Raw genomic sequence first — 24,798 nt, 5'->3', positions numbered from 1 at the left:
AACCCGAAGTTCACGCGTCAAGGCTTCAAGACCACGTTCCGCGTGGTGGCTGACGACGTGCACCTGGGTGGCACGCTGGGCCGCTATGCGGTGGAGCAGCTGAAGGGCAAGTCGATCGCCGTCATCGATGACCGCACGGCTTACGGCCAGGGCGTGGCTGACGAGTTCGAAAAGGGCGTGAAGGGCAAGGGCGGCAAGATCGCCAAGCGCGAATTCACCAACGACAAGGCCACGGACTTCACCGCCATCCTGACCTCCATCAAGGCTGCGAAGCCTGACGTGGTGTTCTACGGCGGCATGGACGCAGTGGCTGGCCCGATGATCCGCCAGATGAAGCAGCTGGGCATCACGGCGAAGTTCATGGGCGGCGACGGCATCTGCTCGGGCGAGCTGCCGAAGCTGTCGGCTGGCGCGATGGACGACGGTCAAGTCGTGTGCGCGGAAGCCGGTGGCGTTGAAGGCACCCAGAAGGTCGGCATGGAGAAGTTCAAGACGGACTTCAAGAAGAAGTTCAATGCTGACGTGCAGATCTACGCACCGTACGTGTACGACGCGACGATGGTGCTGGTGGACGCGATGGTGAAGGCCGGCTCGGCTGACCCGGCGAAGTACCTGCCGGTGCTGGCGAAGACGAACGGCTACAAGGGCGTGACCGGCACGATCGCGTTCGACGAAAAGGGTGACGTGAAGAACGGCGCCCTTACGCTGTTCACCTACAAGGGTGGCAACCGCGAGCAGATCGCCGTCGTGCGCTGATCGACCTCAACTGATCTGGCCCTCGGGCCAGCGCTGCGAAGGCCACCGCAAGGTGGCCTTTTTTCATTCCGCGCTCAGCTGGAGGAAGCGCAAGGGCAACGTACCAAAGATCACGCACCAACGCTGATACGCCAAAGAAAAAGCCGCCAGACCGTGAGGTGCTGGCGGCTTTCGCAATGGTTGGCGGAGGGAGCGGGATTCGAACCCGCGGTGGGGATTAACCCACACACGCTTTCCAGGCGTGCGACTTAAACCACTCATCCATCCCTCCGTCGGGATAGCCTTCCATTCTAGCGCATGAATTCAATGTGCCCAACATCGCCCCCAAAGAAAGTTTGATGGCCCTCTGCAGATGCGGCCTGTCGAAATGTGATGGCCGGCATCACACGCATGACACGGGTTCGGCCCTACACTTCGCCCTTCAATTTTCAGACCGCCCCGCCTTACCGGAGCCGCCATGCAGCGTTTCAATTTCCCGATCGTCATCATTGACGAGGACTACCGTTCCGAGAACACCTCGGGCCTGGGCATCCGCGCCCTGGCCGAAGCGATCGAGAAAGAGGGCTTCGAAGTCCTCGGCGTGACCAGCTACGGTGACCTGTCGCAGTTCGCCCAGCAGCAGAGCCGCGCCAGCGCCTTCATCCTGTCGATCGACGACGAAGAGTTCACGCCCGGCCCCGAACTGGACCCGGCCGTGCTGAACCTGCGCAACTTCATCACCGAGATCCGTTTCCGCAATGCGGACATCCCGATCTATCTGTACGGTGAGACGCGCACGTCGCAGCACATCCCGAACGACATCCTGCGTGAGCTGCACGGCTTCATCCACATGTTCGAGGACACGCCGGAGTTCGTGGCGCGTCACATCATCCGCGAAGCCAAGAGCTACGTTGATTCCCTGGCGCCGCCGTTCTTCCGCGCGCTGATGCACTATGCACAGGACGGCTCCTACTCCTGGCATTGCCCGGGTCACTCCGGTGGCGTCGCTTTCCTGAAGAGCCCGATCGGCCGCATGTTCCACCAGTTCTTCGGCGAGAACATGCTGCGCGCCGACGTGTGCAACGCGGTGGAAGAACTCGGTCAGCTGCTGGACCACACCGGCCCGGTCGCCGCGAGCGAGAAGAACGCCGCGCGCATCTTCAATGCCGACCACTGCTTCTTCGTCACCAACGGCACGTCCACGTCGAACAAGATGGTCTGGCACCACACGGTGGCGCCGGGCGATGTGGTGCTGGTGGACCGCAACTGCCACAAGTCGATCCTGCACTCGATCATCATGACGGGCGCCGTGCCGGTGTTCCTGACGCCGACGCGCAACCACTACGGCATCATCGGCCCGATCCCGGAGAGCGAATTCAGCCCGGAGTCCATCCGCGCGAAGATCGCCCGCCATCCGCTGCTCAAGCATGTGGATGCCGAAACGGTGCGTCCGAAGATCCTGACCGTGACGCAGAGCACCTACGACGGCGTGCTCTACAACACCGAAACCATAAAGGCCAAGCTCGACGGCTGGGTGGACACGCTGCACTTCGACGAAGCCTGGCTCCCGCACGCCGCCTTCCACAAGTTCTACGGCAACTTCCACTCGATGGGCAAGAACCGGCCGCGTCCGACGCAGGCCATGGTGTATGCCACCCAGTCCACCCACAAGCTGCTGGCCGGTATCAGCCAGGCTTCGCAGGTGCTGGTGCAAGACTCGCAGACGGTCAAGCTGGACAAGCACCTGTTCAACGAGGCCTACCTGATGCACACCTCCACCTCGCCGCAGTACGCCATCATCGCCTCTTGCGATGTGGCCGCGGCCATGATGGAGCCCCCGGGCGGCACCGCCCTGGTGGAAGAAAGCATCCGCGAAGCACTCGACTTCCGCCGCGCGATGCGCAAGGTCGATGCCGAGTACGGCCAGGATTGGTGGTTCCAGGTGTGGGGCCCTGATCACCTGACGGAAGACGGCATTGGCCGGCAGCAGGATTGGGTGCTCCAGGCCGACGAGACCTGGCACGGCTTTGGTGGTCTGGCCACCGGCTTCAACATGCTGGACCCGATCAAGTCCACCATCATCACCCCGGGTCTCGACATGTCGGGCAAGTTTGCCGAGTCCGGCATTCCCGCCTCCATCGTCACCAAGTACCTGGCCGAGCACGGCGTGGTGGTCGAGAAGACTGGCCTGTACTCGTTCTTCATCATGTTCACCATCGGCATCACCAAGGGCCGCTGGAACACGCTGTTGACCGCGCTGCAGCAGTTCAAGGACGACTACGACCGCAACCAGCCGCTGTGGCGCATCCTGCCGGAGTTCGTCGCAGCCCACTCGCGCTACGAGCGCATGGGCCTGCGTGACCTCTGCCAGAGCGTGCACGAAGCCTATGCCAAGGGCGACATCGCGCGCCTGACGACCGAGGTGTACCTGTCCGATCTGGAGCCGGCGATGAAGCCGAGCGATGCCTACGCCTACATCGCGCACCGCCAGACCGAGCGCGTCGAGATCGATGCACTCGAAGGCCGTGTGACGACCGCGCTGCTGACCCCGTACCCACCGGGCATCCCGCTGCTGATCCCGGGCGAGCGCTTCAACAAGCGCATCGTTGACTACCTGCGCTTCACGCGCGAGTTCAACGCCGCCTTCCCGGGCTTCGGCGCCGACGTGCACGGGCTGGTCGCAGAGGACGACGGCCTTGGCGGCCGCCGCTACTTCGTCGATTGCGTGCGCGCAGAAGCCTGACGCGGCATCAAGTTCGAGCGGTTCGCGCCGAAAACGGGGCAGGGCATTGCGCCCAGCCCTCGCCGCGACCCCCTCGATGACCACCGCTACGCCCCGCCCACCTTTTGACCGCCAGTTCACGGTCAATCCGGCGCACTATTGGCGGGCGCTGGGTGTGGCGGCTGCTCTTTGCGCGGTCATTCATCTGGCCTTCGCGGGCTTGTTCCTGCATTGGCAGTTGCCGTGGCTCGCGGCCACGAACGTCTTCAGTGTCGGCATTCACCTGAGCGCATGGGCCTTGTTGCGTCGCCCGGGGCTGCAGCAATGGGGTGCCATGTTGATTGGCACGGAAATCACGGCGCATGCCATGCTCGCCACCTGGGTGCTGGGCTGGGAAGCTGGTTTTCAGTACTACCTGATCCTGGTGCTGCCGCCGATGATGATGTCGCACAAGCTGCGGCCGGCGCAGAAATGGCGGGCAGGGGGCTTGGTGCTGATCGGCTTCCTGTGCCTCGACCAGTTCACCCACCACAGCCTGCCCACCGCCAGCGTGTCTTCGTTGGGTCTGGGCCTGCTGCACAGCGTCAATCTGCTCGCGGCGCTCGGCTTGCTCGCCGGCATGAACGCGGTTTACGGGCGGCTGGTCATGTCTGCTGAAGGTGATCTGCGGCGCCTGGCCGGCACCGACCCGCTGACCGGGCTGCTGAATCGTCGCCAAGTGGCCGAGATGGCCGCCCGGCACTGGGCCGACGGGCACGTACCGGCGCCATGCCTGCTGATGGGCGACATCGACCATTTCAAGCGCATCAATGACCTGCACGGCCACCCGACGGGCGATCTGGCGCTGCAGTCGGTGGCACAGGCGCTTCAGTCCGGCCTGCGCGACGGCGACCTGCTGGGCCGCTGGGGCGGCGAAGAGTTTCTGGTGCTGCTCCGGCCGGCCGACCCGTCTGCAGCCCGGATGATTGCCGAGCGACTGCGCGCATTGGTGCAGGCCGTGGTGCTCCGAGCGCCCGACGGGCAACTGATTCCCATGACCATGAGCTTCGGCCTTGCGCTCGTCCGTCCGGATGAGACCTGGGAGGGTGCCGTGGGCCGCGCCGACGAGGCGCTCTACCAGGCCAAGACCGAGGGACGCAACCGCGTGGTGGTCGTCCAGACATGAAAAAACCCGGCGCAAAGGCCGGGTTCGTCAGGCAAGCCGCAGAGCAGCGGACGGCTTATTCGCCGTCTTCGCCCGGCATGCCACCCACCATGACGTGGCTGAAGCCGCCGTCGACGTAGGTGATTTCAGAGGTCATGCCAGCCGACAGGTCAGACAGCAGGAAGGCGGTCACATTGCCCACGTCCTCGATCGTCACGTTGCGGCGCAGCGGTGCGTTCTTGGAGAACAGCTCGAGCAGACGGCCAAAGCCCTTGATGCCGGAGGCAGCCAGGGTCTTGATCGGACCGGCCGAGATGCCGTTCACGCGGATGCCCTTGGGGCCCAGGCTCGCGGCCAGGTAACGCACGCTGGCTTCCAGCGAGGCCTTGGCCAGGCCCATCGTGTTGTAGGCCGGCACATAGCGCATGGCGCCCAGGTACGACAGCGTCACCAGAGCCGCCTTCGGGCGCAGGGTCGGCAGCGCCGCCTTGGCCATCGCCGGGAAACTGTAAGCCGAGATGTCGTGGGCGATGCGGAAGTTCTCGCGCGTCAGGCCGTCAAGGAAGTCACCGGCAATCGCTTCGCGCGGCGCGAAACCGATCGAATGCACGAAACCGTCGAAACCTTCCGGCCACGCCTGGTTCAGGTCGACAAAGAGTTTCTCGATCTGTGCGTCGTCACCCACGTCGCAGTCGAAAACCAGCTTCGAGTCGAATTCAGCGGCGAATTCGGTGATGCGGTCCTTGAAGCGCTCACCCACGTAGCTGAATGCGAGCTCGGCACCTTCACGGTGGCAAGCCTTGGCAATGCCGTAGGCGATCGAGCGGTTCGAGAGCAAGCCCGTGATGAGCAGGCGTTTGCCGGCGAGGAATCCCATGCGGTCTCCAAATTGTTGAAGTTCAAGGCGGATTCTCGCATGACCAACTTGCCGACGCACCTGCCTCAGGCTACAATTCGACCTTCGCTAGAATTAGACCCAATGGGCGGATTCATCCAGCCCATTTTTTTTGGCCGATCGATTTTGTCGGTCGGCATTTTTAGGAAAGTATTCACACCCTGATGAGCTGGAGTCAGGCCGTCGAGCGCACGGTGACCGGATTGGGATATGAACTCGTCGACATCGAAAGAGTGGTCGGCGGGTTGCTGCGCGTCAGCATTGACCGCATCCCTGGACATGCCTACCCGACTGGCGAGCACGAGTTCGTCACGGTGGAGGATTGTGAAGCCGTGACGCGGCAGCTGCAGCACGTGCTGGAAGTCGACAACGTCGACTATGCACGCCTTGAAGTGTCTTCGCCCGGCCTCGACCGGCCGCTGAAGACGCTCGAGAGCTACGCCCGCTTCGTGGGCCAACAGGTGCAGATCACCCTGAAGCTGCCGTTTCAGGGTCGCAAGAAATATGAAGGCCTGCTGGCCAACGCCGAAGAGGGCGACGGCTGGCAGATCATCTTCCACGACGGCAAGGTCGATCAAGTGCTCGACTTTGCGTTTGAGGAAGTGCGGGAAGCCCGGCTCGTACCGGTGCTGGATTTCAAGGGTCGCCGTGGCAAGACGGGCCAGGCAGCGGATGCTGCCGAGAGCGACAAGACGACTGACGGAGGTCAAGAACAATGAACCGCGAAATGCTGATGCTGGTGGACGCCATCTCTCGCGAGAAGAGCGTGGATCGCGACGTCGTTTTTGGTGCGGTGGAAGCTGCACTGGCCTCCGCCACGAAGAAGCTGCACGGTGGTGAAGTCGACATCCGTGTCACGGTGGACCGTGACACCGGTGAGTACGAGACTTTCCGCCGCTGGCACGTTGTCCCGGATGAAGCCGGTCTGCAAATCCCCGACGCCGAAATCCTGCTGTTCGAAGCCAAGGAACAGATCGCTGACATCGAGGTGGACGACCACATCGAGGAAGCCATCGAATCCGTGCCGATCGGCCGTATCGGTGCGCAAGCGGCCAAGCAGGTCATCCTGCAGAAGATCCGCGACGCCGAGCGTGAGCAGCTGCTGAACGATTTCCTGTCGCGTGGCGACAAGGTCATGGTCGGCACCGTCAAGCGCCTGGACAAGGGTGACATCATCGTCGAGTCGGGCCGCATCGAAGGCCGCCTGAAGCGCAGCGAGATGATCGCCAAGGAAAACCTGCGTTCGGGCGACCGCGTGCGGGCTTTCATTGCCGGCATCGACACCCTGGCCCGCGGCCCGCAGATCATGCTGTCGCGCTCGGCGCCTGGCTTCATGGTCGAGCTGTTCGCCCAGGAAGTGCCCGAGATCGAGCAAGGCCTGCTGGAGATCAAGAGCTGCGCCCGCGACAGCGGCTCGCGCGCCAAGATCGCCGTCGTGTCGCACGACAAGCGTGTTGATCCTATCGGCACCTGCGTCGGTGTGCGCGGCTCCCGCGTCACCGCCGTGACGAACGAGCTGGCCGGCGAGCGCGTCGACATCGTGCTGTGGTCGGAAGACCCGGCGCAGTTCGTGATCGGTGCACTGGCTCCGGCCAACGTGCAGTCGATCATGGTCGACGAAGAGAAGCACGCCATGGATGTGGTCGTTGACGAGGAAAACCTCGCCATCGCCATCGGCCGTGGTGGCCAGAACGTCCGTCTGGCTTCCGAGCTGACGGGCTGGCGCATCAATATCATGACGGCCGAGGAATCGGCCGCCAAGCAAGCTGAAGAGTCGGGCTCCATCCGCAAGCTCTTCGTCGAGAAACTCGACGTGGACGAGGAAGTGGCCGACATCCTGATCGGCGAAGGTTTCACCAGCCTCGAAGAAGTGGCCTATGTGCCGCTGCAAGAGCTGCTGGATATTGAAGGCTTCGACGAAGACACCGTCAGTGAACTGCGCAACCGTGCGAAGGACGCAGTGCTGACGATGGAGATTGCCCGTGAGGAAAAGGTGGACGAGGTGTCGCAGGATCTGCGCGACCTTGAAGGCCTGAATGCCGACCTGATCGCCAAGCTGGCTGACGGTGGTGTGCACACCCGGGACGACCTGGCGGACCTCGCTGTCGATGAACTGGTCGACATGACCGGTGTCGACGAGGCCCAGGCCAAGGCGCTGATCATGAAGGCGCGTGAACACTGGTTCAACGCCTGAACGAACAGCCCCAGGACAGACACCCGCACACGGCAAAAAGATCAAGGAACCCAAGAATGGCAGTGACCACCGTCGCTCAACTCGCTGCGGAGCTGAACAGGCCCGCCGCGACGCTGCTCGAGCAGCTGCAGTCGGCCGGCGTCGCGAAGCAATCGTTCGAAGACTCGCTTTCCGAGTCTGACAAGGAACGCCTGCTCGACTACCTCCGGACGTCGCACGGCACCAACAGTGCCGACCGCAAGAAGATCACGCTGACCCGCAAGTCGACCAGCGAGATCAAGCAGGCCGATGCCTCTGGCAAGGCCCGCACCATCCAGGTGGAAGTGCGCAAGAAGCGCACCTTCATCAAGCGTGACGACCTGCCCGCAGGCGCCACCGAAGAAGACGCACAAGCCGCTGCTGAAGCCGCCTCCGCCGCCGAGGAAGCCGAATTGGCTCGTCGCGAGGAAGAGGCTCGCCTGCAGGCTGAACTGATCCGCAAGCAGGAAGAAGAACTGGCCGAGAAGCGCCGCCTGCGTGAAGAGCAGGAACGTGCTGATCGTGAAGCCGCTGCCAAGGCCGCCGCTGAAGCTGCTGCCGCCAAGGCCGCTGCCGAGGCCGCCGCTGCGGAAGCCGCTGCCGCTCTGGCCAAGGCCGCTGCTGCCGCTGGCAAGTCTGCCGCCGCTGGCAAGGCGGCTGCTGCCGCGGCCGCGCCTGCACCAGCGCCGGCCCCTGTGCCTGCTCCCGCACCGGTTGAGCCGCCGAAGCCCGCCCTGCGCGTGGTGAAGGCTGGCGATTCGGAAGCGGAAGAGCAGAAGAAGGCCGCTGATCTGGCAGGCCGCCGCAAGGCCGCCGAAGCCGAAGCCGCTGCGATTCGCGACATGATGAATCGCAAGGCGAAGGTCATGGTCGCCAAGAAGGAAGAGCCGAAGCCGGTCGTGGTGGAAGCCGCCAAGGAAGGCATCAAGGGCACCCTGCACAAGGCCAAGGTCGCTCCGGGCGCTGCTCCGGCTGCCGCTGGCGCCGCTGCCAAGCCGGGCGACAAGAAGTCGGTCAAGTCGGAAAAGCTGTCCTCGAGCTGGGCAGACGATGCGAAGAAGCGCGGTACGCCGGCTGGCAAGGGTCGTCCTGACTCCGCCGCCAACCGTCCGGGCTGGCGCGCGCCGCGTGGTGGTCGCCGTGGCGACGGCCGCGACGGTCAGCAAGCTTCGAACTTCCAGGCACCAACCGAGCCGCAAATCCAGGAAGTGCACATTCCTGAGACCATCTCCGTGGCCGATCTGGCGCACAAGATGGCCATCAAGGCCAGCGAGGTCATCAAGCATCTGATGAAGCTCGGCCAGATGTGCACCATCAACCAGCAGCTGGACCAGGAAACCGCGATGATCGTCGTGGAAGAAATGGGCCACAAGGCGTTCGCCGCCAAGCTGGACGATCCGGAAGCCTTCTCCGAGGAAGAAGAAGCAGCAGTCACCGGCGAAGTGTTGCCTCGTGCACCAGTCGTCACCGTCATGGGTCACGTTGACCACGGCAAGACCTCGCTGCTCGACTACATCCGCCGCAGCCGTGTGGCCGCAGGCGAAGCCGGTGGCATTACCCAGCACATCGGTGCATACCACGTGGAAACCCCGCGCGGCATGATCACCTTCCTGGACACCCCGGGTCACGCGGCCTTCACGGCCATGCGTGCTCGTGGTGCCAAGGCCACCGACATCGTCATCCTGGTGGTGGCAGCCGACGACGGCGTGATGCCGCAGACGAAGGAAGCCATCCACCACGCGAAGGCCGCTGGCGTGCCGATCGTGGTCGCGATGACCAAGATCGACAAGCCTGATTCAAACCTGGAACGCCTGAAGGGCGAACTGGTGGCCGAGCAGGTGGTGCCGGAAGAATTCGGCGGTGATTCGCCGTTCGTCGGCGTGTCGTCGAAGACCGGCCAGGGCATTGACGAGCTGCTGGAGCAAGTGCTGCTGCAAGCCGAAGTGCTGGAACTGAAGGCACCGGCTGAAGCGATGGCCAAGGGCATCGTGATCGAAGCGCGTCTGGACAAGGGCCGCGGCCCGGTCGCCAGCGTGCTGATCCAGTCCGGCACGCTCAAGCGCGGTGATGTCATCCTGGCGGGCTCCAGCTATGGCCGCGTGCGCGCCATGCTGGACGAAGACGGCAAGACCATCACTGAAGCTGGTCCGTCGATCCCGGTCGAGATCCAGGGTCTGACGGAAGTGCCGCAGGCGGGTGATGACTTCATGGTGCTGTCCGACGAACGTCGTGCCCGTGAAATCGCCACCTTCCGCCAAGGCAAGTACCGCGAAGTGACGCTGAACCGTCGCCAGGCAGCCAAGCTCGAGAACATGTTCGAGAACATGGGCCAGAGCGCTGCGCAGGCACTGCCGCTGATCATCAAGGCCGACGTGCAAGGCTCGCAGGAAGCTCTGGCTGCCTCGCTGCTCAAGCTGTCGACCGACGAAGTCAAGGTGCAGATCGTGCATGCGGCCGTTGGCGGCATCAGCGAATCCGACGTCAATCTGGCGATCGCCTCGAAGGCCATCATCATCGGCTTCAACACCCGTGCTGATGCCCAGGCTCGCAAGCTGGCTGAACACAGCGGTGTCGACCTGCGTTACTACAACATCATCTACGACGCCGTCGATGAAGTGAAGGCAGCGATGGGCGGCATGCTGGCTCCGGAACAGCGCGAAGAAGCGCTGGGCACCGCCGAGATCCGCAAGGTCTTCGTGGCGTCCAAGATCGGTACGGTTGCCGGCTCGATGGTCACCTCGGGTCTGGTTCGCCGCAACGCGAAGTTCCGCCTGCTGCGCGAGAACATCGTCATCTATACCGGCGAGATCGAATCGATCCGCCGCGAAAAGGACGATGTGCGCGAAGTCAAGGAAGGCTTCGAGTGCGGTATCAAGCTCAAGAACTACAACGACTTCGCCGAGGGCGATCAGTTGGAAATCTTCGAGGTCAAGGAAGTGGCACGAACGCTGTAAGGCGGGTCTGGCTTCATCCCAGCAACCCCGCCGAAACCGGCGGGGTTTTTGCTTGATAGGCCGACCAGCGCAAAGGAAAATCCATGCGACATAAACGCAAAATTCCAAACCGCAGCTTTCGTGTGGCCGACCAGATCCAGCGTGATGTGGCCGAGCTCATCCGCGACCTGAAGGACCCCCGCATCGGCATGGTCACGATCAATGCCGTTGACGTGACGCCCGACTATGCCCACGCGAAGGTGCTGTTCTCGCTGCTGATCGGTGATCCGGTCGAGACCGAAATCGCCCTGAACGAGGCCGCCGGATTCGTTCGAAACGGTTTGTTCAAGCGTCTGGCCATCCACACGGTGCCCACGCTGCATTTCAAGTTTGACCAGACGACCGAGCGCGCGGCCGAGCTGGGCGCATTGATCGTCAAGGCCAATGCGACCCGGGCCAAGGAAGACTGATCCCTTTTCATGAACGCTCCTGATCCCATCCACACCGGCGACGTTCCGCAGGTGCAACGCAACGAACGCCCCGCACGCGCGGGCGGTCGTCGTGGTGCGCCCGCCGTGCGCATCCCGCGCCGGTCGCTGCATGGCATTTTGTTGCTGGACAAGCCGATCGGCCTGTCCAGCAATGACGCGCTGCAGAAGGTCAAGCGCATCTTCAAGGCGGAGAAGGCGGGCCACACCGGCACGCTCGACCCGCTGGCCACCGGCCTGCTGCCGATCTGCTTCGGTGCTGCCACCAAGTTCTCGCAGGTGAGCCTAGACGCGGACAAGGCCTACACGGCCACGCTGAAGCTCGGCCAGACCACGGTCGGCGGCGACCGCGAAGGCGAAGTGGTGCTCGAGCGCCCCGTGCAGGTCGACGAGGCCATGCTGGCAGCCGCCTGCGCGCGCTTCACCGGCGCCATCGACCAGCTTCCGCCGATGCACTCGGCGCTGAAGAAGGACGGCAAGGCGCTGTACGAATACGCCCGTGCCGGCATCGAGGTCGAACGTCCGACCCGTACCGTGACGATTCACAGCATCGACATGCTGAGCTGGGATCCTGTCGGGCATCACCTGACGATCCACGTTCGATGCACCAAGGGCACCTACATCCGCACGCTGGCCGAAGACATCGGCGAAGTGCTGGGCTGTGGCGCCCACCTGGCTGCACTGCGCCGGACCGGCAGCGGCACGCTGTCTATCAACGACGTGGTGTCCCTGGAGGCCCTGGCCGACATGGACGAAGCCCAACGCGACGCGCTGCTGCGTTCACCCGACTGCCTGCTGACCGAATGGCCGGAAGTTCGACTGAACGCGGAAGACGCCGCCCGATTTCTCACCGGTCTGCGCCGCCGCATCAAGCTGCCAGACCACCCCGCCGTGCGTGTGTACGGCCCTGAACCCACTGCCTTCCTGGGCAGTGGCCATATCACCGCCGGCGAATTGATCGCCGACCGCCTGCTGAGCCCGATCGAGGTCCAGGCGTTGATGACTACCTGAACCCCGAAAGCCGATCATGAGCCGACAGATTCGCAATATCGCCATCATTGCCCACGTGGACCATGGCAAAACCACGCTGGTTGACCAGTTGCTGCGCCAGAGCGGCACCTTCGCCGAGCACGAGAAGGTGGTCGACACCGTGATGGACAGCAATGCCATCGAACGTGAGCGTGGCATCACCATCCTGGCCAAGAACTGCGCCGTGAGCTGGGCTGACACCCACATCAACATCGTCGACACCCCGGGACACGCGGACTTCGGCGGCGAAGTGGAACGTGCACTGTCGATGGTCGACGGCGTGGTGCTGCTGATCGACGCCCAGGAAGGCCCGATGCCGCAGACCCGTTTCGTGACGAAGAAGGCCCTGGCCCTCGGCCTGAAGCCGATCGTCGTCGTGAACAAGGTTGACAAGCCGGGCGCCAAGCCTGACGCCGTGATCAACGCCGCTTTCGACCTGTTCGACAAGCTCGGCGCCACCGACGAACAGCTCGACTTCCCGGTCGTGTACGCCTCGGGCATCAACGGCTGGTCGTCGCTGGAAGAAGGCACGCCTGGTGAGCAGTGGGGCCCCGACATGTCGGCCCTGTTCGACACCGTGCTGAAGCACGTTCAGCCGCACGCCGGTGATCCGGCTGCCCCGCTGCAGCTGCAGATCTCGGCCCTGGATTACTCCACCTTCGTCGGCCGCATCGGCGTGGGCCGTGTCAACGCCGGTCGCGTCCGCCCCGGCATGGACGTGGTCGTGATGGAAGGCCCGGACGGCAAGGCCACGAAGGGCCGTGTCAACCAGGTGCTGACCTTCCAGGGTCTGGACCGCGTGCAGGTCACCGAAGCCGGCCCGGGCAACATCGTGCTGATCAACGGCATCGAGGAACTCGGCATCGGTGTGACCGTGACCGACCCGGTCACCCCGTCGCCGCTGCCGATGCTGAAGGTCGACGAGCCGACGCTGACCATGAACTTCTGCGTGAACACCAGCCCGCTGGCTGGCCGTGAAGGCAAGTACGTCACCAGCCGCCAGATCTGGGACCGCCTGCAGAAGGAACTGCAATCGAACGTGGCCCTGCGCGTGAGCGAAACCAGCGAAGACGGCATCTTCGAAGTGATGGGCCGGGGCGAACTGCACCTGACCATCCTGCTGGAAAACATGCGCCGTGAAGGCTACGAGCTGGCCGTCTCCAAGCCGCGCGTGGTGTTCCAGAACATCAACGGCGAGCGTCATGAGCCGATCGAGCTGGTCACCGCCGACGTGGAAGAAACCCACCAGGGCGGCGTGATGCAGGCCCTGGGCGAGCGCAAGGGCGAGCTGGTCAACATGGAGCCGGACGGCCGTGGCCGCGTGCGCCTGGAATACCGCATCCCGGCCCGTGGCCTGATCGGTTTCACCCAGGAATTCCTGAACCTGACCCGTGGTTCGGGCCTGATCAGCAACATCTTCGACGGCTACGAGCCGCACAAGGGTGACATCGCCGGCCGCAAGAACGGCGTGCTGATCTCGATGGACGCCGGTGAAATCTTCACCTACGCCCTGGGCAAGCTGGACGACCGTGGCCGCATGTTCGTGAAGCCGAATGACCCGGTGTACGAAGGCATGATCGTCGGCATCCACAGCCGTGACAACGACCTGGTCGTAAACGCCACCCGCACGAAGCAGCTGACCAACTTCCGCGTTTCGGGCAAGGAAGACGCAGTCAAGATCACGCCGCCGATCGACCTGACCCTGGAATACGGTGTCGAGTTCATCGAGGACGACGAGCTGGTGGAAATCACGCCGAAGAGCATTCGAGTGCGCAAGCGACACCTGAGCGAGCACGACCGCAAGCGTGCTTCGCGCGAGTCCTGAGCCCGGGCGCTCAGCGCATGAGGGGCCTTCGCGCCCCTCGCCCCATCCCCGCAGCGGCCCTCTTGAGGGCCGTTGTTTCATTGGAAAGCACACAAGTTGACCCATCGCCGTGCCGTGTTGACCATGCTGATCGTGACGCTGCTCTGGAGCATCGCCGGGGTCGTCACCCGGCACCTTGAATCGGCCGCGGCCTTCGAGGTGACGTTCTGGCGCAGCGCCGCCAACGCCGTGGCCTTGCTGGCTCTGCTGTGCTGGCGTGACGGCGCGGGCGCGCTCAGCCACCGCATCCGCCACGGCGGGCGACTGCTGTGGCTGTCGGCCCTGTGCTGGTGCGTGATGTTCACCGCCTTCATGGTCGCCATGACGCTGACCACGGTGGCCAACGTGCTGGTGACGATGGCGCTGGCCCCGATCTTCACCGCGCTCATCGCCCGGTTTGCGCTCGGCCACCGTCTGCCGCTGCGCACCTGGCTGGCCATGCTGGTGGCGGCGCTCGGCATCGGCTGGATGTACGGCTCACAACTGGCCGGTGGCCGTGCCAGCGACATGGCGGGCACGCTGGTGGCACTCACCGTGCCAGTGGCCGGCGCCAGCATGTGGACGCTGCTGCAGCACAACGCCCAGGGCGGCGCAGGGCAGGGCGACATGACGCCCGCCGTGCTGCTGGGTGCTGCCTTGTCAACGCTGATCACGCTGCCGCTGAGCTTGCCGATGCAAGCCTCGCTGCACGATGTGCTGCTGCTCTGCGGCCTCGGCGTGGTGCAGCTGGCCATTCCCTGCATGATGGCGGTGTCCGCCGGACGGGTGCTGAAAGCGCCGGAGGCAGCCTTGCTGGGTCTGCTGGAAATCCTTTTTGGCGTGGCCTGGACCTGGGCAGGCTCGGACGAGCGCCCCACGGCGGCGGTGCTGGGCGGCGGCTCGCTCGTGCTGGTCGCGCTGGCCGTCAATGAATGGCTGGCTCTGCGCCAGCGCGCCAACGCCTGAGCGCGAACCACCCCGTGACGCACGGAAAGTGACATCTGACAACGGCACAATGCCCTGCAGGAGACCTCACCACATGACGACGACGAACACCCCCCACGCGGCGCCCTTGACCCCGGCGCTGCACGCTGACGGCCATGTGCTGGCCGAAGTCCGCGGCCGCATCGGCGTGATCACGCTGAACCGCCCGGGCGCACTCAATGCCCTGTCGCTCAACATGGTGCGCGACCTCACCACCACCTTGCTGCACTGGCACGACGAAGACCAGGTGATGGCCGTGGTGGTGCTGGGCGCCGGCCGTGAAGGCAAGGCGCCGGCCTTCTGCGCCGGGGGCGACATCCGCTTTTTCCATCAAGCCGCGCTGGCGGGTGATCCACGCCTCGAAGACTTCTTCACCGAGGAGTACGCGCTCAACCACCTGATCCACCACTACCCCAAGCCCTACATCGCATTGATGGACGGCGTGTGCATGGGCGGCGGCATGGGCATCAGCCAGGGCGCGGCCTTGCGCGTGGCCACCGAGCACAGCAAGCTGGCCATGCCCGAGACCCACATCGGCCTGTTCCCGGACGTGGGCGGCGGCTGGTTCCTCTCGCGCTGCCCGGGCCACATGGGCGAATACCTGGCGCTGACCGGCCATGTGCTGGACGCCGACAACGCCGTGCACCAAGGCATGGCCGACCTGCGCGTGACGGCCGCTGACCTGCCCGCCATGCTGGCCGAGCTGTGCGCCACGCCGTGGGACGATGAAGACACCTTGCTGGATGCCGTCCAGGCCTGGGCGCAACCCGTGGGTGCAGATGGCCTGGCCGAGCACCAGCCTGAGATCGACGCCGTCTTCAGCCTGCCCGACCTCGCCAGCATCCTGCAGGCCCTGGAGGCGCGGCCGGGCACCTGGGCGCGCCAGACGCTGGCCGCGCTGCAGAAGCGCTCGCCACTGATGATGGCCGTGACGCTGGAGCAGGTGCGCCGCGCCCGCCAGATGAGCCTGGCGGAAGACCTGCGCATGGAGCGTGATCTGGTGCGCCATTGCTTCCAGCTGCGTCCCGGCACGGCCAGCGAAACCGTGGAAGGCATCCGCGCACTGGTGATCGACAAGGACCACCAGCCGCGCTGGAACCCGAGCCATGCCGAAGACGTCAGCCCCGAGATGGTGCAAGCCTTCTTCGCCAGCCCGTGGCCCGAGCACGTGCACCCGCTGCGAGAGCTGGACTGAGCCTGCGGGGCAGGGCACCGTCCTAGGGCAAGCGCTCCATTTGTGGGCGCTTGCCCTCGCTAAGATGGCACGCCATGCCGAAGCTTTCCAAAGTGCCTGAAGGCACCGCCGCCGCAACCGGCACCACCATCCGCAAGACTGCCCGCAAGCCTGTCCGTAAAACAGCCAGCCCGGGCCGCGCTGCCCGCTCAGCCGGTGTGACAAACGCAAAAGCGAACGCCCGGGCCAAGGCCGCAGCGCCGTCTGACGCGGCAGCCCACCCCACTGCGCCCAACTGGGCCAAGATCATGCTGGAGGCCCGCGCGCCCTGGGAGTGCGCGGCCTTGCTGGCCAGCTTGCCCTGGATGCGCAAGCTGCCCGACGGCGACGGGCATCCGGTCATCGTGTTCCCCGGCCTCGGCGTCTCTGACTTCAGCACTGTGCCCATGCGCCAGCTGCTGACCTGGCTGGGTTACGACGTGCACCCTTGGCACCAAGGCTTCAACTTCGGCCCGAAGGAAGGCGTGATGGCCGCCTGCCTGCAGCAGTTGAAACAGCTGCACGCCAAACATGGCCAGCGGGTGAGCCTGGTGGGCTGGAGCCTCGGCGGCATTTACGCCCGCGAGCTGGCCAAGGAAGCGCCTGAGCTGGTGCGCTGCGTCATCACGCTGGGCTCGCCGTTCACCGGCCACCCCAAGGCCACCAACGCCTGGCGGCTGTTCGAGCTGGTCAGCGGCCAATCCTCGCACGACCACGAACTGATCGAGCAGATCCGCCAGTCGCCCGAGGTGCCCACCACCTCGATCTACTCGCGCAGCGATGGCGTGGTGGCCTGGCAATGCAGCCTCAACCCCGATCACCCGCACACCGAGAACATCGAGGTGCATGCCAGCCACATCGGCATGGGCATGAACCCGCTGGCGCTTTATGCTGTGGCTGATCGGCTTCAGCAAACGCCCGAAACTTGGCAGCGCTTTGATGCCAGCGGCGCACGCAAGTGGTTTTTCCGCGCCACGGGCAGCGGCCCGCTGGCCAACTCCGGCTGACAAGCCACCTGACCTGAGCAGACACACCCCATGCAACTGAGCGCCAACGGCCTCGCCCTGGAAGTGGACGATCAAGGCCCGCCCAGCGGGCCGGCTGTGCTGCTCATCATGGGGCTGGGCATGCAGCTCACCGCCTGGCCCGATGTGCTGGTGCGCCAGCTGTTGCAGCAGGGCTTTCGGGTCATCCGGTTCGACAACCGCGATGCCGGCCTCAGCCAGGGTTTCGATCACCTCGGCGTGCCCAACATGCTGATGGCCACCGCACGGCATTTCACGCGGATGCCGATCAAGCCACCCTACACGCTGGCAGACATGGCCGCCGATGCCGTCGGCGTGCTCGACGCCCTCGGCATTCAGCGCGCGCATGTCTGCGGCGCCTCGCTGGGCGGCATGGTGGCGCAGCATGTGGCGGCCAGCTGGCCGCAGCGCGTGCGCAGCCTCACGTTGCTGATGACCACCGCCGGCGCCCGCCACCTGCCGGGTCCGACGCTGGCGGCCCAGCAAGTGCTGCTCAGCCGTCCGGCCGATGACAGCCTGCAGGCCCGCGTCACCCACGGCCTGCATGTGTTCCGCCGGATTGGCAGCCCGGACTATCCACCTGACCCGACGGCCTTTGAAGCGCAGGTCCGGGCCAGCATCCTGCGCGCCTGGCACCCGAGCGGCACCACCCGGCAACTGGTGGCCGTGGCCGCTGATGGCGACCGCACCCCGCTGCTGGCCCGCATCAGCGCGCCCACCCACGTCATGCACGGCCTTGCCGACCCGCTGGTGCCGAGTGCCTGCGGCAGCCATCTGGCTCAGCACATCAAAGGGGCCACCATCGACCTCGTGCCAGGCATGGGCCACGACTTTCCTCTCGCCCTGATGCCCCGGCTGGCAGACGGCATCACGCGCAACGGTGCACGGGCAGAGTAGGGCAGGGATAATCGTGGGGTGAATGCCCCGCAAACCCCTTTGATGTCGCCCTGGCGCCTGTCTGTGGCCCCAATGCTGGACTGGACAGATCGACACTGTCGCTATTTCCATCGCCAGATCAGCCGCCACAGCCGCCTCTACACCGAGATGGTGACCACCGGCGCCTTGCTGCATGGTGACCAGCACCGCCACCTCGACTTCAACACCGAAGAGCACCCGGTGGCGCTGCAGCTCGGCGGCAGCGACCCGGCCGATTTGGCCGCCTGCGCCAAGCTGGCCGAGCAATGGGGCTATGACGAGGTGAACCTGAACTGCGGCTGTCCGAGCGAGCGCGTGCAGCGCGGTGCCTTCGGCGCCTGCCTGATGGCCGAAAGCAGCCTGGTGGCTGACGGCGTAAAGGCGATGCTGGATGCGGTGTCGATCCCGGTCACGGTCAAGCACCGCATCGGCATCGACCAGATCGAGAGCTACGACTTCGTGCGCGACTTTGTCGGCACGCTGGCGCAGGCCGGCTGCCAAGTGTTCATCGTGCACGCCCGCAATGCCTGGCTGAAGGGCCTGAGCCCGAAGGAAAACCGCGACATTCCGCCACTGCGTTATGAGTTCGTGCACCGGCTGAAGCGCGACTTCCCGGCCCTGACCATCGTCGTGAATGGCGGCGTGGTGGGCGATGACGCCATCGCCGAGCAACTGCAGCATGTGGACGGCGTGATGGTGGGCCGCGAGGCCTATCACAACCCCTGGTCGATGGCGGCCTGGGACACGCGCTTCCTGGGCGCGGATGCCAACCCGCACGACAGCCGCGAAGCGGTGGAGAGTGCGATGGTGGAGTACCTCGGCCGACAAGCCGAGAGCCAGGGCCTGCCCTGGGCGCATGGCGCGCGGCACATGCTGGGCCTGTACAACGGCTTGCCCGGCGCGCGCACCTGGCGCCGCGTCTGGAGCGACCACCACCTCAAGGCGCTGCCCGCCAGCCAGGTGCATGCGATTGCACACCGGCGCGAGGTGGCCGCATGAGCGCGCCGCCCACCGGGCGCATCGGCATCATCGGGGGCAGCGGTTTGTATGACCTGCCGGGCCTGACCGACACCCGCTGGGTGGCTGTGGACACGCCGTGGGGTGCGCCGTCTGACGAGCTGTTTTTCGGCCGCCTGGGTGAGGTGGAACTGGTGTTCCTGCCACGCCATGGCCGGGGCCACCGTGTGCCGCCCAGCGAAGTGAACTACCGGGCCAACATCGCAGCCCTGAAGCAGATGGGCTGCACCGATGTGCTGTCGCTGAGCGCCGTGGGCGGCCTGCGCGCCGACTTGCCGCCGGGCACCTTCGTGGTGGTCGATCAATTCATCGACCGCACCTTTGCCCGCGAGAAGTCCTTCTTCGGCACCGGCCTGGTGGCGCATGTGAGCATGGCCAAGCCGGTGTGCCACCGCCTCGGTCGCCATGTGCTGGCCCAGCTGGCCGCCCAGGAAGTGCCGCATGCTGACGGCGGCACCTACCTGGCAATGGAAGGCCCGCAGTTCTCGACGCTGGCCGAGAGCCAGATGTATCGCTCGTGGAACTGCGACGTGATCGGCATGACGAACATGCCCGAGGCCAAGCTGGCCCGCGAGGCCGAGCTCTGCTATGCCTCGGTCGCCATGGTCACGGACTTCGACTGCTGGCACCCCGGCCACGACAGTGTCACCGTGGACGCCATCATCGGCGTGCTGCTGGGCAATGCGGCACAGGCCCGGCAGCTGGTGAGCGGGCTGGTGGCGCAGTTGCATGCCGATACGCAGGCCCCCGCCTGTGGCTGCCGCTCTGCGCTGGACCATGCGCTGATCACCGCGCCCTCGGCCCGCAGCCCCGAGATGATCCACCGCCTGCAAGGCATTGCCGGGCGGGTGTTGCAGGCGCAGGGCTGAAACGGCCCCAGTCATCGATCGAAGCTGCACGCGCCAGCAAGGAACCAGGCGAACAGACATGGGCGTTTTCAGCAATCTCGCCAGAGCACTGGCGGTGGCCGGCGTGATCGGCGCGCTGGCCTACTGGCTTTACAGCTGGATGGGCGTGCTCGGCTTGCTGCTGTGTGCGCCGCTGGCCGGCAAGGCGCTGGCCTCGCACCTGATTCAACTGGCGAGTGACGCCCACGGTTTTGTCCGCTTCCTCGTGCTGCGGCCACGGGCGCGCTTCTATGCCTTCCGAGGCATACCGGTGGACGTGCACCGTCGCGTCGGCGAGCCCACCTGGGTGAACGTGGACGATGTGCGTCGCATCCTGCCTCGCCTGCCCACGGCCGCCGTGCTGGCGCGGGTGCACGGTGCCCGGCTCAAGCGTATCGGCATGCCCGCTGCCACCTGTGTGCAGGTTGATGACCTGATGGCGTGGCTGGCACCGGCCACCGATGCACACACCACGGCCTTCCGAGATTGGCTGGACCGCACCGTCATCACCTCGCTCGACCGCATCCCCAGCGCGCAGATGCCACGCGCACGCCGCTGAGTCTGCCCGTCAAACACCCAACCCCCGAGGCACCGGAAGTTCATGGTTGTCATCACGCTCACCGCCGCACTCTGCAGCTACTACGTCTGGCACTGGTGGCGCGCCGACAGCATGGGCAACCGGGACGGCAAGGCCGCGTTCCCGTGGATGCCGATTGGCGTGGTGTTGCTGATAGGGGCGGTGGCCGACACGCCCGAGCGCCGCGTGCGCACGATGGAGCGCGACACCTCGGTGGCGATGAGCCGGCTGCTGGGTCAGCCCGTCACCTACGAGTGCGGCAACCTGTGGTCACTGTTCTTTGATCGACACGGGCACATGGCCCGCGGCTATGTGATGTGGACCGAGCATGGCCCCGACACCGTGGCGCAGTTGCGGCGCGACAGCTGCCAGGGCCTGGCCGAGTTCTTCAAGCAACGCCAGAAGGGCCTGCCAGACAACCCGCGGCCGATGGTGGAGGCGCTGCATGTGGTGTCCCACGAAGCGCGCCATCTGGCCGGTGAGCACCGCGAGGACAAAGCTGAATGCCAGGCCGTGCAGCGCAACTTCGAAGTGGCCGAGGCGCTGGGGGCCAGCCGCGACGTGGCGCGCAGCATTGCGCTTTTCTACTGGAACGAGCAGTACCCTCACCAGAGCCAGACCTACTTTTCACCCGAGTGCCGCTCAGGCGGTGCACTCGACGAGAAGATCAGCACGGCGCCTTGGCGCCTTTGAGAATCCTCGTGGTCGCTCAGGCCCCGGCCTTGCGCGGCCAGGTCGCCAGCACCAGGCCAGCCAAGGCCAGGCCAAGGGCCATCACCTGCCCGAGCCCCAGCGGCTCGCCGAGCAGCAGCACGCCCACGGCGGTCGCACTCAGCGGCAGCATCACGCTGAATACCCCGGCCTGCTGGGCCGGCACCGTCATCAGGCCCTTCATCCACAGCCACACCGTGATCACGCTGGCAGCCAGGGCGTAGAACGCCAGCAGGCCCCACTGCGGCAGCGTCACTGCGGGGAAGTTGAACGAGAGCGCCTGCCAGATGCCGAAGGGCGTCACCAGCGCCAAACCCCAGAGGTTGATCAGTGCGCTGATGCGCTTGGGCGAGACATTGCCGGTGAGCTGCTTGCCGATCACCACATAACTGGCCTCGCAGAACACGGCGGCCACGAGCAGGGCGTAGCCCCAGAGCGGCGCAGCGGCGGCTGTTGACGCACCACCAGCGGCGCCACCATGCGCCGGCGCCGCCACCAAGGCCAGTGCAGCCACACCCGCCACTGCGCAGCCGATGCCGGCCATCACACGGGGCTCGATCCGCTCACCCAGCCAGACGCGCGAGAGCACGGCCACCGCCGCCGGAATGCCCGCCATCACCACGCCAGCAGCCACCGCCGATGTGGCGGCTACGCCGAACAGCATGCAGATCGAGAACATGAAGTTGCCGAGGAAGCTTTCCCAGAACAGCAGCACGCGGTCACGCGGGCTCAAGGGCGCTTCGCCGGCCGGTCGCTTCAACCACGGCAGCATGGCCACGGCCGCGAGGCCGAAGCGCATCCAGGCCAGCAGGAAGATGGGGAACACCGCCACGAGCGAACGGGACAGTCCGACATAGCTGCCAACCAGGATCATGCTGGCGGCAAGGTAGCCATAGGCCAGCCAAGGGCGTTGATTCATGCGAGGAACGAGTTCAATCAGGTGCGGGGCCGGCAGTATCGCCTCATCGACGTGGTCGGCCGCTGGCGTCCAGCACCATCAGGCTGACCTGGCCGAGCGCCTGCCGGTGCAGGGCGTCCCAGCGCAGCGTCAGGCCACCCAGGTCGAGTCCGCCAAGGCCTTCCAGTGCGGCCATGAACTGGTCACGGCGGCCGCCGCGCGGCATGCGGCGCAAGGCCTCGATGCAGGCCTGCGCCGCCACCCAGCCTTCGAGTGATGCGTGTTCGGGCGCGGCGCTGCCGGTCACCCGCAAGCGCGACTGATAAGCCGCCACCACCGGGCGGGCGGCATCAAACGGCGAGGGCACCACCTGCGTGATGGAGACCCCGGCCGCGCGCTCCCCCAGCAACGGTCCCATGGCTGCGGTGCTGGACAGGCTCGTGGTGTAGACGCCGCCCGCATAGTTCGCTTCGCGCAGCATGCGGATGACCGTGGCGGTGGAGGCATACGCGGCTACCAGCACCACAGCCTGCAGCTTGAGCGCCAGCAGAGCCTGGGTGGCGGCGCGCAAGTCCTGGTTCTTCAGCTCGACCTGACCGGTGCTGTTGCGCTGCACCTTGATCACCCCGACGGGCTCCGGCAGCTTCACCGCCGCCGCCTGGCTGCGCCAGGATTCCAGCCCGGCAGAGCCATCAGCGTCCGCTTGTATGAGCAGAGCCACGCGTTGCACCATCAGCGTCGACAGGTTCTGCGCCACCACACCCAATTCCGCGTCCAGCCCCGGTCGCAGGTGCCACAGCCAGCGCGTCGGCTGGCGGCGCAATGATTCAGCCCCCGTGAGCGGCGCCACCATCGGCACCCCAGCCTTCACGGCCAGCGCCAGGCTGCGCTGGGTGGCTTCGGTGCCGACATAGCCCACCAGCGCGAACACGCGGTCGGCATCCAGCAGATCACGCGTGTTGGCCTCGGCACGCTCGGGCTCGTAGGCATCGTCGTAGCTGATGAGCTCGATGCGACGACCGTTCGCACCGCCCTGCGCATTGGCCACGTCGATCGCCATCTGCCAGCCACGCTGGTATTCGATGCCCAGATGCTGTGCCGGCCCGGACAGGGGCACGGACTGGCCGAGCAGGATCGGCCCGCCGCCGCCGGCCTGGGCCTGAGCACCCGCGCCGGAGGACCATGACAGCCCTGCCATCGACCACCCCGCAGCCAGAAGGCTGCGCCGGCGCTCGGCATCAAAACATCGCGGCATACCTGCTCAACTCCCAATCGCTCACATGCCGTGCATAGGCAGTCCACTCGGCCTGCTTGAGGCGAATGAACTCGGCGGTCAGAACGGGCCCCAGGGCGGCGGACACCACCTCGTCGGCCTGCAGGGCCTGCACGGCTTCTGACAACGATTGTGGCAACACAGGAATGCCGCGCGCACGGATGTCACCGAGCGGAATCTGAAACAGATCGTCTGTGCACGCCGGGCCGGGGTCGAGTCGGCGGTCGATGCCGTCGAGGCCCGCGGCAATCAGCGCTGCCGTGGCCAGATACGGGTTGGTACTGGCGTCGGGCAAGCGCCATTCAAAGCGGCCGGGCAGGGTGCGCACCACCGCCGTGCGGTTGTTCGGGCCATGGGCCACATAGGCCGGCGCCCAGCTGGTGCCCGACAGGCTTTCGCCGACCACCAACCGCTTGTAGCTGTTCACCGTGGGGGCGGCCAGCGCGCACAGTGCCGGTGAATGCGCGAGCACGCCCGCAATGAAATGGCGGCCCAGCTCGGACAAATCTGCACCGCTGCCCGCCTCGGGCGAAAACAGGCCGCGGCCGGCCTCGTCCCACAGCGACACATGGAAGTGCATGCCGCTGCCCGGCTGGTTGGCGAACGGCTTGGGCATCATCGAGAAGACCATGCCCCGGGCCTCGGCCAGCGCCTGCGCGGCCAGCTTGAAGCCGATCAGGTGGTCGGCACTCGCCAGCGCTTCGTCAAAGGCGAAATTCACCTCGAACTGGCTGTGTGCGTCTTCGTGGTCAAGCTGCAGCACATCCAGGCCCCAGGCCGTGAGCGTGCGGTTGAGCGCGTCGAGAAACTCTGCCTGGCGGGGCAGGCTGCGCAGGTCATAGCTGGGCTTGTCCAGCCGGTCTGCATCATCGGCCGGCACCCACTTGCCCGCCTCCTGGCGCAGCAGGAAGAACTCCGGCTCGATGCCGGTTTTCAGGGTCCAGCCGCGCTCAGCCAGGCGCTGGGTGGCGCGCTGCAGCACCTGACGCGGGCAGGCCTCGAAGGGCTGGCCATCGACAAAGCCGCTGCACACGGCCCGGGCATAACCGGGCTGCCAGGGCATCGGCTTGATGAGGGCGGCGTCAGCCCGCGCGTAGTACTCGGCCCGTGCGCCGGTGCGCGGCAAGCCGGTCCCCCAGATGGAAGGCCCGGCGAAGCCCGCGCCCGTGCGCAGCAGGTCGTCGAGGTGTGCCAGCGGCACGTATTTGCCCTTGGCCACGCCATGAACATCGGTGAATTGGGCCAGCAGGGTGTGCACCCCGGCGGCTTCGAGTTGGCGGGCCAGGTCTTTCATGGG

General features: G+C 65.7%; 21 protein-coding genes and 1 tRNA gene. 17 read left to right on the top strand and 5 right to left on the bottom strand.

All coding sequences use genetic code 11. From position 1 onward, the window contains the following. On the top strand, positions 1-756 hold a 756-nt coding region (locus AACH00_RS19000), incomplete at its 5' end, for a branched-chain amino acid ABC transporter substrate-binding protein (RefSeq protein WP_341400759.1). Between the two features lie 181 nt (positions 757-937). Here AACH00_RS19000 and AACH00_RS18995 read toward each other — a convergent pair. Further along, a tRNA-Ser gene (locus AACH00_RS18995) sits at positions 938-1,027 on the bottom strand. A 186-nt stretch (positions 1,028-1,213) separates the two neighbouring features. Here AACH00_RS18995 and AACH00_RS18990 point away from each other — a divergent pair. Further along, entirely contained in the window at positions 1,214-3,478 is a 2,265-nt protein-coding gene (locus AACH00_RS18990) for an Orn/Lys/Arg family decarboxylase (RefSeq protein ID WP_341400758.1), read from the top strand. Continuing rightward, the gene (locus AACH00_RS18985; protein WP_341400757.1) at positions 3,432-4,622 is read left to right on the top strand and encodes a GGDEF domain-containing protein; all 1,191 of its coding nucleotides are present in this window, start codon (positions 3,432-3,434) and stop codon (positions 4,620-4,622) included. Before AACH00_RS18990 ends, AACH00_RS18985 begins: the two co-directional genes overlap by 47 nt. Before the next feature lie 55 nt (positions 4,623-4,677). Here AACH00_RS18985 and fabI read toward each other — a convergent pair whose 3' ends face one another. Beyond that, positions 4,678-5,478: an enoyl-ACP reductase FabI gene (fabI, locus tag AACH00_RS18980; RefSeq protein ID WP_341400756.1), complete on the bottom strand. Its 801-nt coding sequence runs from the start codon at positions 5,476-5,478 to the stop codon at positions 4,678-4,680. Positions 5,479-5,660: 182 nt separating this feature from the next. On the opposite strand from fabI, the gene rimP reads away from it, so the two are divergent. From rimP to AACH00_RS18910, 14 genes are all read left to right on the top strand, one after another. Next, positions 5,661-6,215 carry a ribosome maturation factor RimP gene (gene rimP, locus AACH00_RS18975; RefSeq protein WP_341400755.1) on the top strand — a complete coding sequence of 185 codons (555 nt, stop codon included), beginning with the start codon at positions 5,661-5,663 and terminating at the stop codon, positions 6,213-6,215. After that, the gene (gene nusA / locus AACH00_RS18970; protein WP_341400754.1) at positions 6,212-7,690 is read left to right on the top strand and encodes a transcription termination factor NusA; all 1,479 of its coding nucleotides are present in this window, start codon (positions 6,212-6,214) and stop codon (positions 7,688-7,690) included. Before rimP ends, nusA begins: the two co-directional genes overlap by 4 nt. Positions 7,691-7,746: 56 nt before the next feature. Further along, positions 7,747-10,662 carry a translation initiation factor IF-2 gene (gene infB / locus AACH00_RS18965; RefSeq protein WP_341400753.1) on the top strand — a complete coding sequence of 972 codons (2,916 nt, stop codon included), beginning with the start codon at positions 7,747-7,749 and terminating at the stop codon, positions 10,660-10,662. Positions 10,663-10,745: 83 nt separating this feature from the next. Next, complete coding sequence (gene rbfA / locus AACH00_RS18960; protein ID WP_341400752.1) at positions 10,746-11,111, top strand: 30S ribosome-binding factor RbfA; 366 nt, start codon at positions 10,746-10,748, stop codon at positions 11,109-11,111. 9 nt (positions 11,112-11,120) lie between these two features. Next, positions 11,121-12,140, top strand: coding sequence for a tRNA pseudouridine(55) synthase TruB (gene truB / locus AACH00_RS18955; RefSeq protein ID WP_341400751.1), 1,020 nt, complete (start codon positions 11,121-11,123; stop codon positions 12,138-12,140). Positions 12,141-12,156: 16 nt separating this feature from the next. Next, on the top strand, positions 12,157-13,983 hold the full coding sequence (gene typA, locus AACH00_RS18950; RefSeq protein ID WP_341400750.1) for a translational GTPase TypA: 1,827 nt from the start codon (positions 12,157-12,159) through the stop codon (positions 13,981-13,983). 96 nt (positions 13,984-14,079) lie between these two features. Further along, positions 14,080-14,967, top strand: coding sequence for a DMT family transporter (locus AACH00_RS18945; RefSeq protein ID WP_341400749.1), 888 nt, complete (start codon positions 14,080-14,082; stop codon positions 14,965-14,967). A gap of 73 nt (positions 14,968-15,040) precedes the next feature. Then, entirely contained in the window at positions 15,041-16,180 is a 1,140-nt protein-coding gene (locus AACH00_RS18940) for an enoyl-CoA hydratase/isomerase family protein (protein ID WP_341400748.1), read from the top strand. 74 nt (positions 16,181-16,254) lie between these two features. Beyond that, complete coding sequence (locus AACH00_RS18935; protein WP_341400747.1) at positions 16,255-17,205, top strand: esterase/lipase family protein; 951 nt, start codon at positions 16,255-16,257, stop codon at positions 17,203-17,205. A gap of 30 nt (positions 17,206-17,235) precedes the next feature. After that, positions 17,236-18,120, top strand: a complete 885-nt coding sequence (locus tag AACH00_RS18930; RefSeq protein ID WP_341400746.1) for an alpha/beta fold hydrolase — start codon at positions 17,236-17,238, stop codon at positions 18,118-18,120. Between the two features lie 42 nt (positions 18,121-18,162). Then, positions 18,163-19,137, top strand: coding sequence for a tRNA dihydrouridine(20/20a) synthase DusA (dusA, locus tag AACH00_RS18925; protein WP_341400760.1), 975 nt, complete (start codon positions 18,163-18,165; stop codon positions 19,135-19,137). Further along, complete coding sequence (locus AACH00_RS18920; protein WP_341400745.1) at positions 19,134-20,024, top strand: S-methyl-5'-thioadenosine phosphorylase; 891 nt, start codon at positions 19,134-19,136, stop codon at positions 20,022-20,024. Before dusA ends, AACH00_RS18920 begins: the two co-directional genes overlap by 4 nt. A 58-nt stretch (positions 20,025-20,082) precedes the next feature. Continuing rightward, on the top strand, positions 20,083-20,601 hold the full coding sequence (locus tag AACH00_RS18915) for a hypothetical protein (protein ID WP_341400744.1): 519 nt from the start codon (positions 20,083-20,085) through the stop codon (positions 20,599-20,601). Between the two features lie 42 nt (positions 20,602-20,643). Beyond that, positions 20,644-21,312, top strand: coding sequence for a hypothetical protein (locus tag AACH00_RS18910; protein WP_341400743.1), 669 nt, complete (start codon positions 20,644-20,646; stop codon positions 21,310-21,312). Positions 21,313-21,328: 16 nt separating this feature from the next. Here the strand turns inward: AACH00_RS18910 and AACH00_RS18905 are convergent, their stop codons facing one another. From AACH00_RS18905 to glnT, 3 genes are read right to left on the bottom strand one after another with little or no spacing between them, the layout of a single operon-like run. Continuing rightward, positions 21,329-22,249 carry a DMT family transporter gene (locus tag AACH00_RS18905; RefSeq protein WP_341400742.1) on the bottom strand — a complete coding sequence of 307 codons (921 nt, stop codon included), beginning with the start codon at positions 22,247-22,249 and terminating at the stop codon, positions 21,329-21,331. Positions 22,250-22,292: 43 nt separating this feature from the next. Further along, a complete protein-coding gene (locus AACH00_RS18900; protein ID WP_341400741.1) occupies positions 22,293-23,426 on the bottom strand; it encodes an ABC transporter substrate-binding protein in 1,134 nt (377 codons plus the stop codon). Positions 23,427-23,466: 40 nt separating this feature from the next. Then, positions 23,467-24,795: a type III glutamate--ammonia ligase gene (gene glnT, locus AACH00_RS18895; protein WP_341400740.1), complete on the bottom strand. Its 1,329-nt coding sequence runs from the start codon at positions 24,793-24,795 to the stop codon at positions 23,467-23,469. Positions 24,796-24,798: the final 3 nt, after the last annotated feature.

The organism is Ideonella margarita (assembly GCF_038066635.1).
GTDB lineage: Bacteria > Pseudomonadota > Gammaproteobacteria > Burkholderiales > Burkholderiaceae_C > Ideonella > Ideonella margarita.
This window is presented reverse-complemented; position numbering and strand designations above follow the sequence as displayed.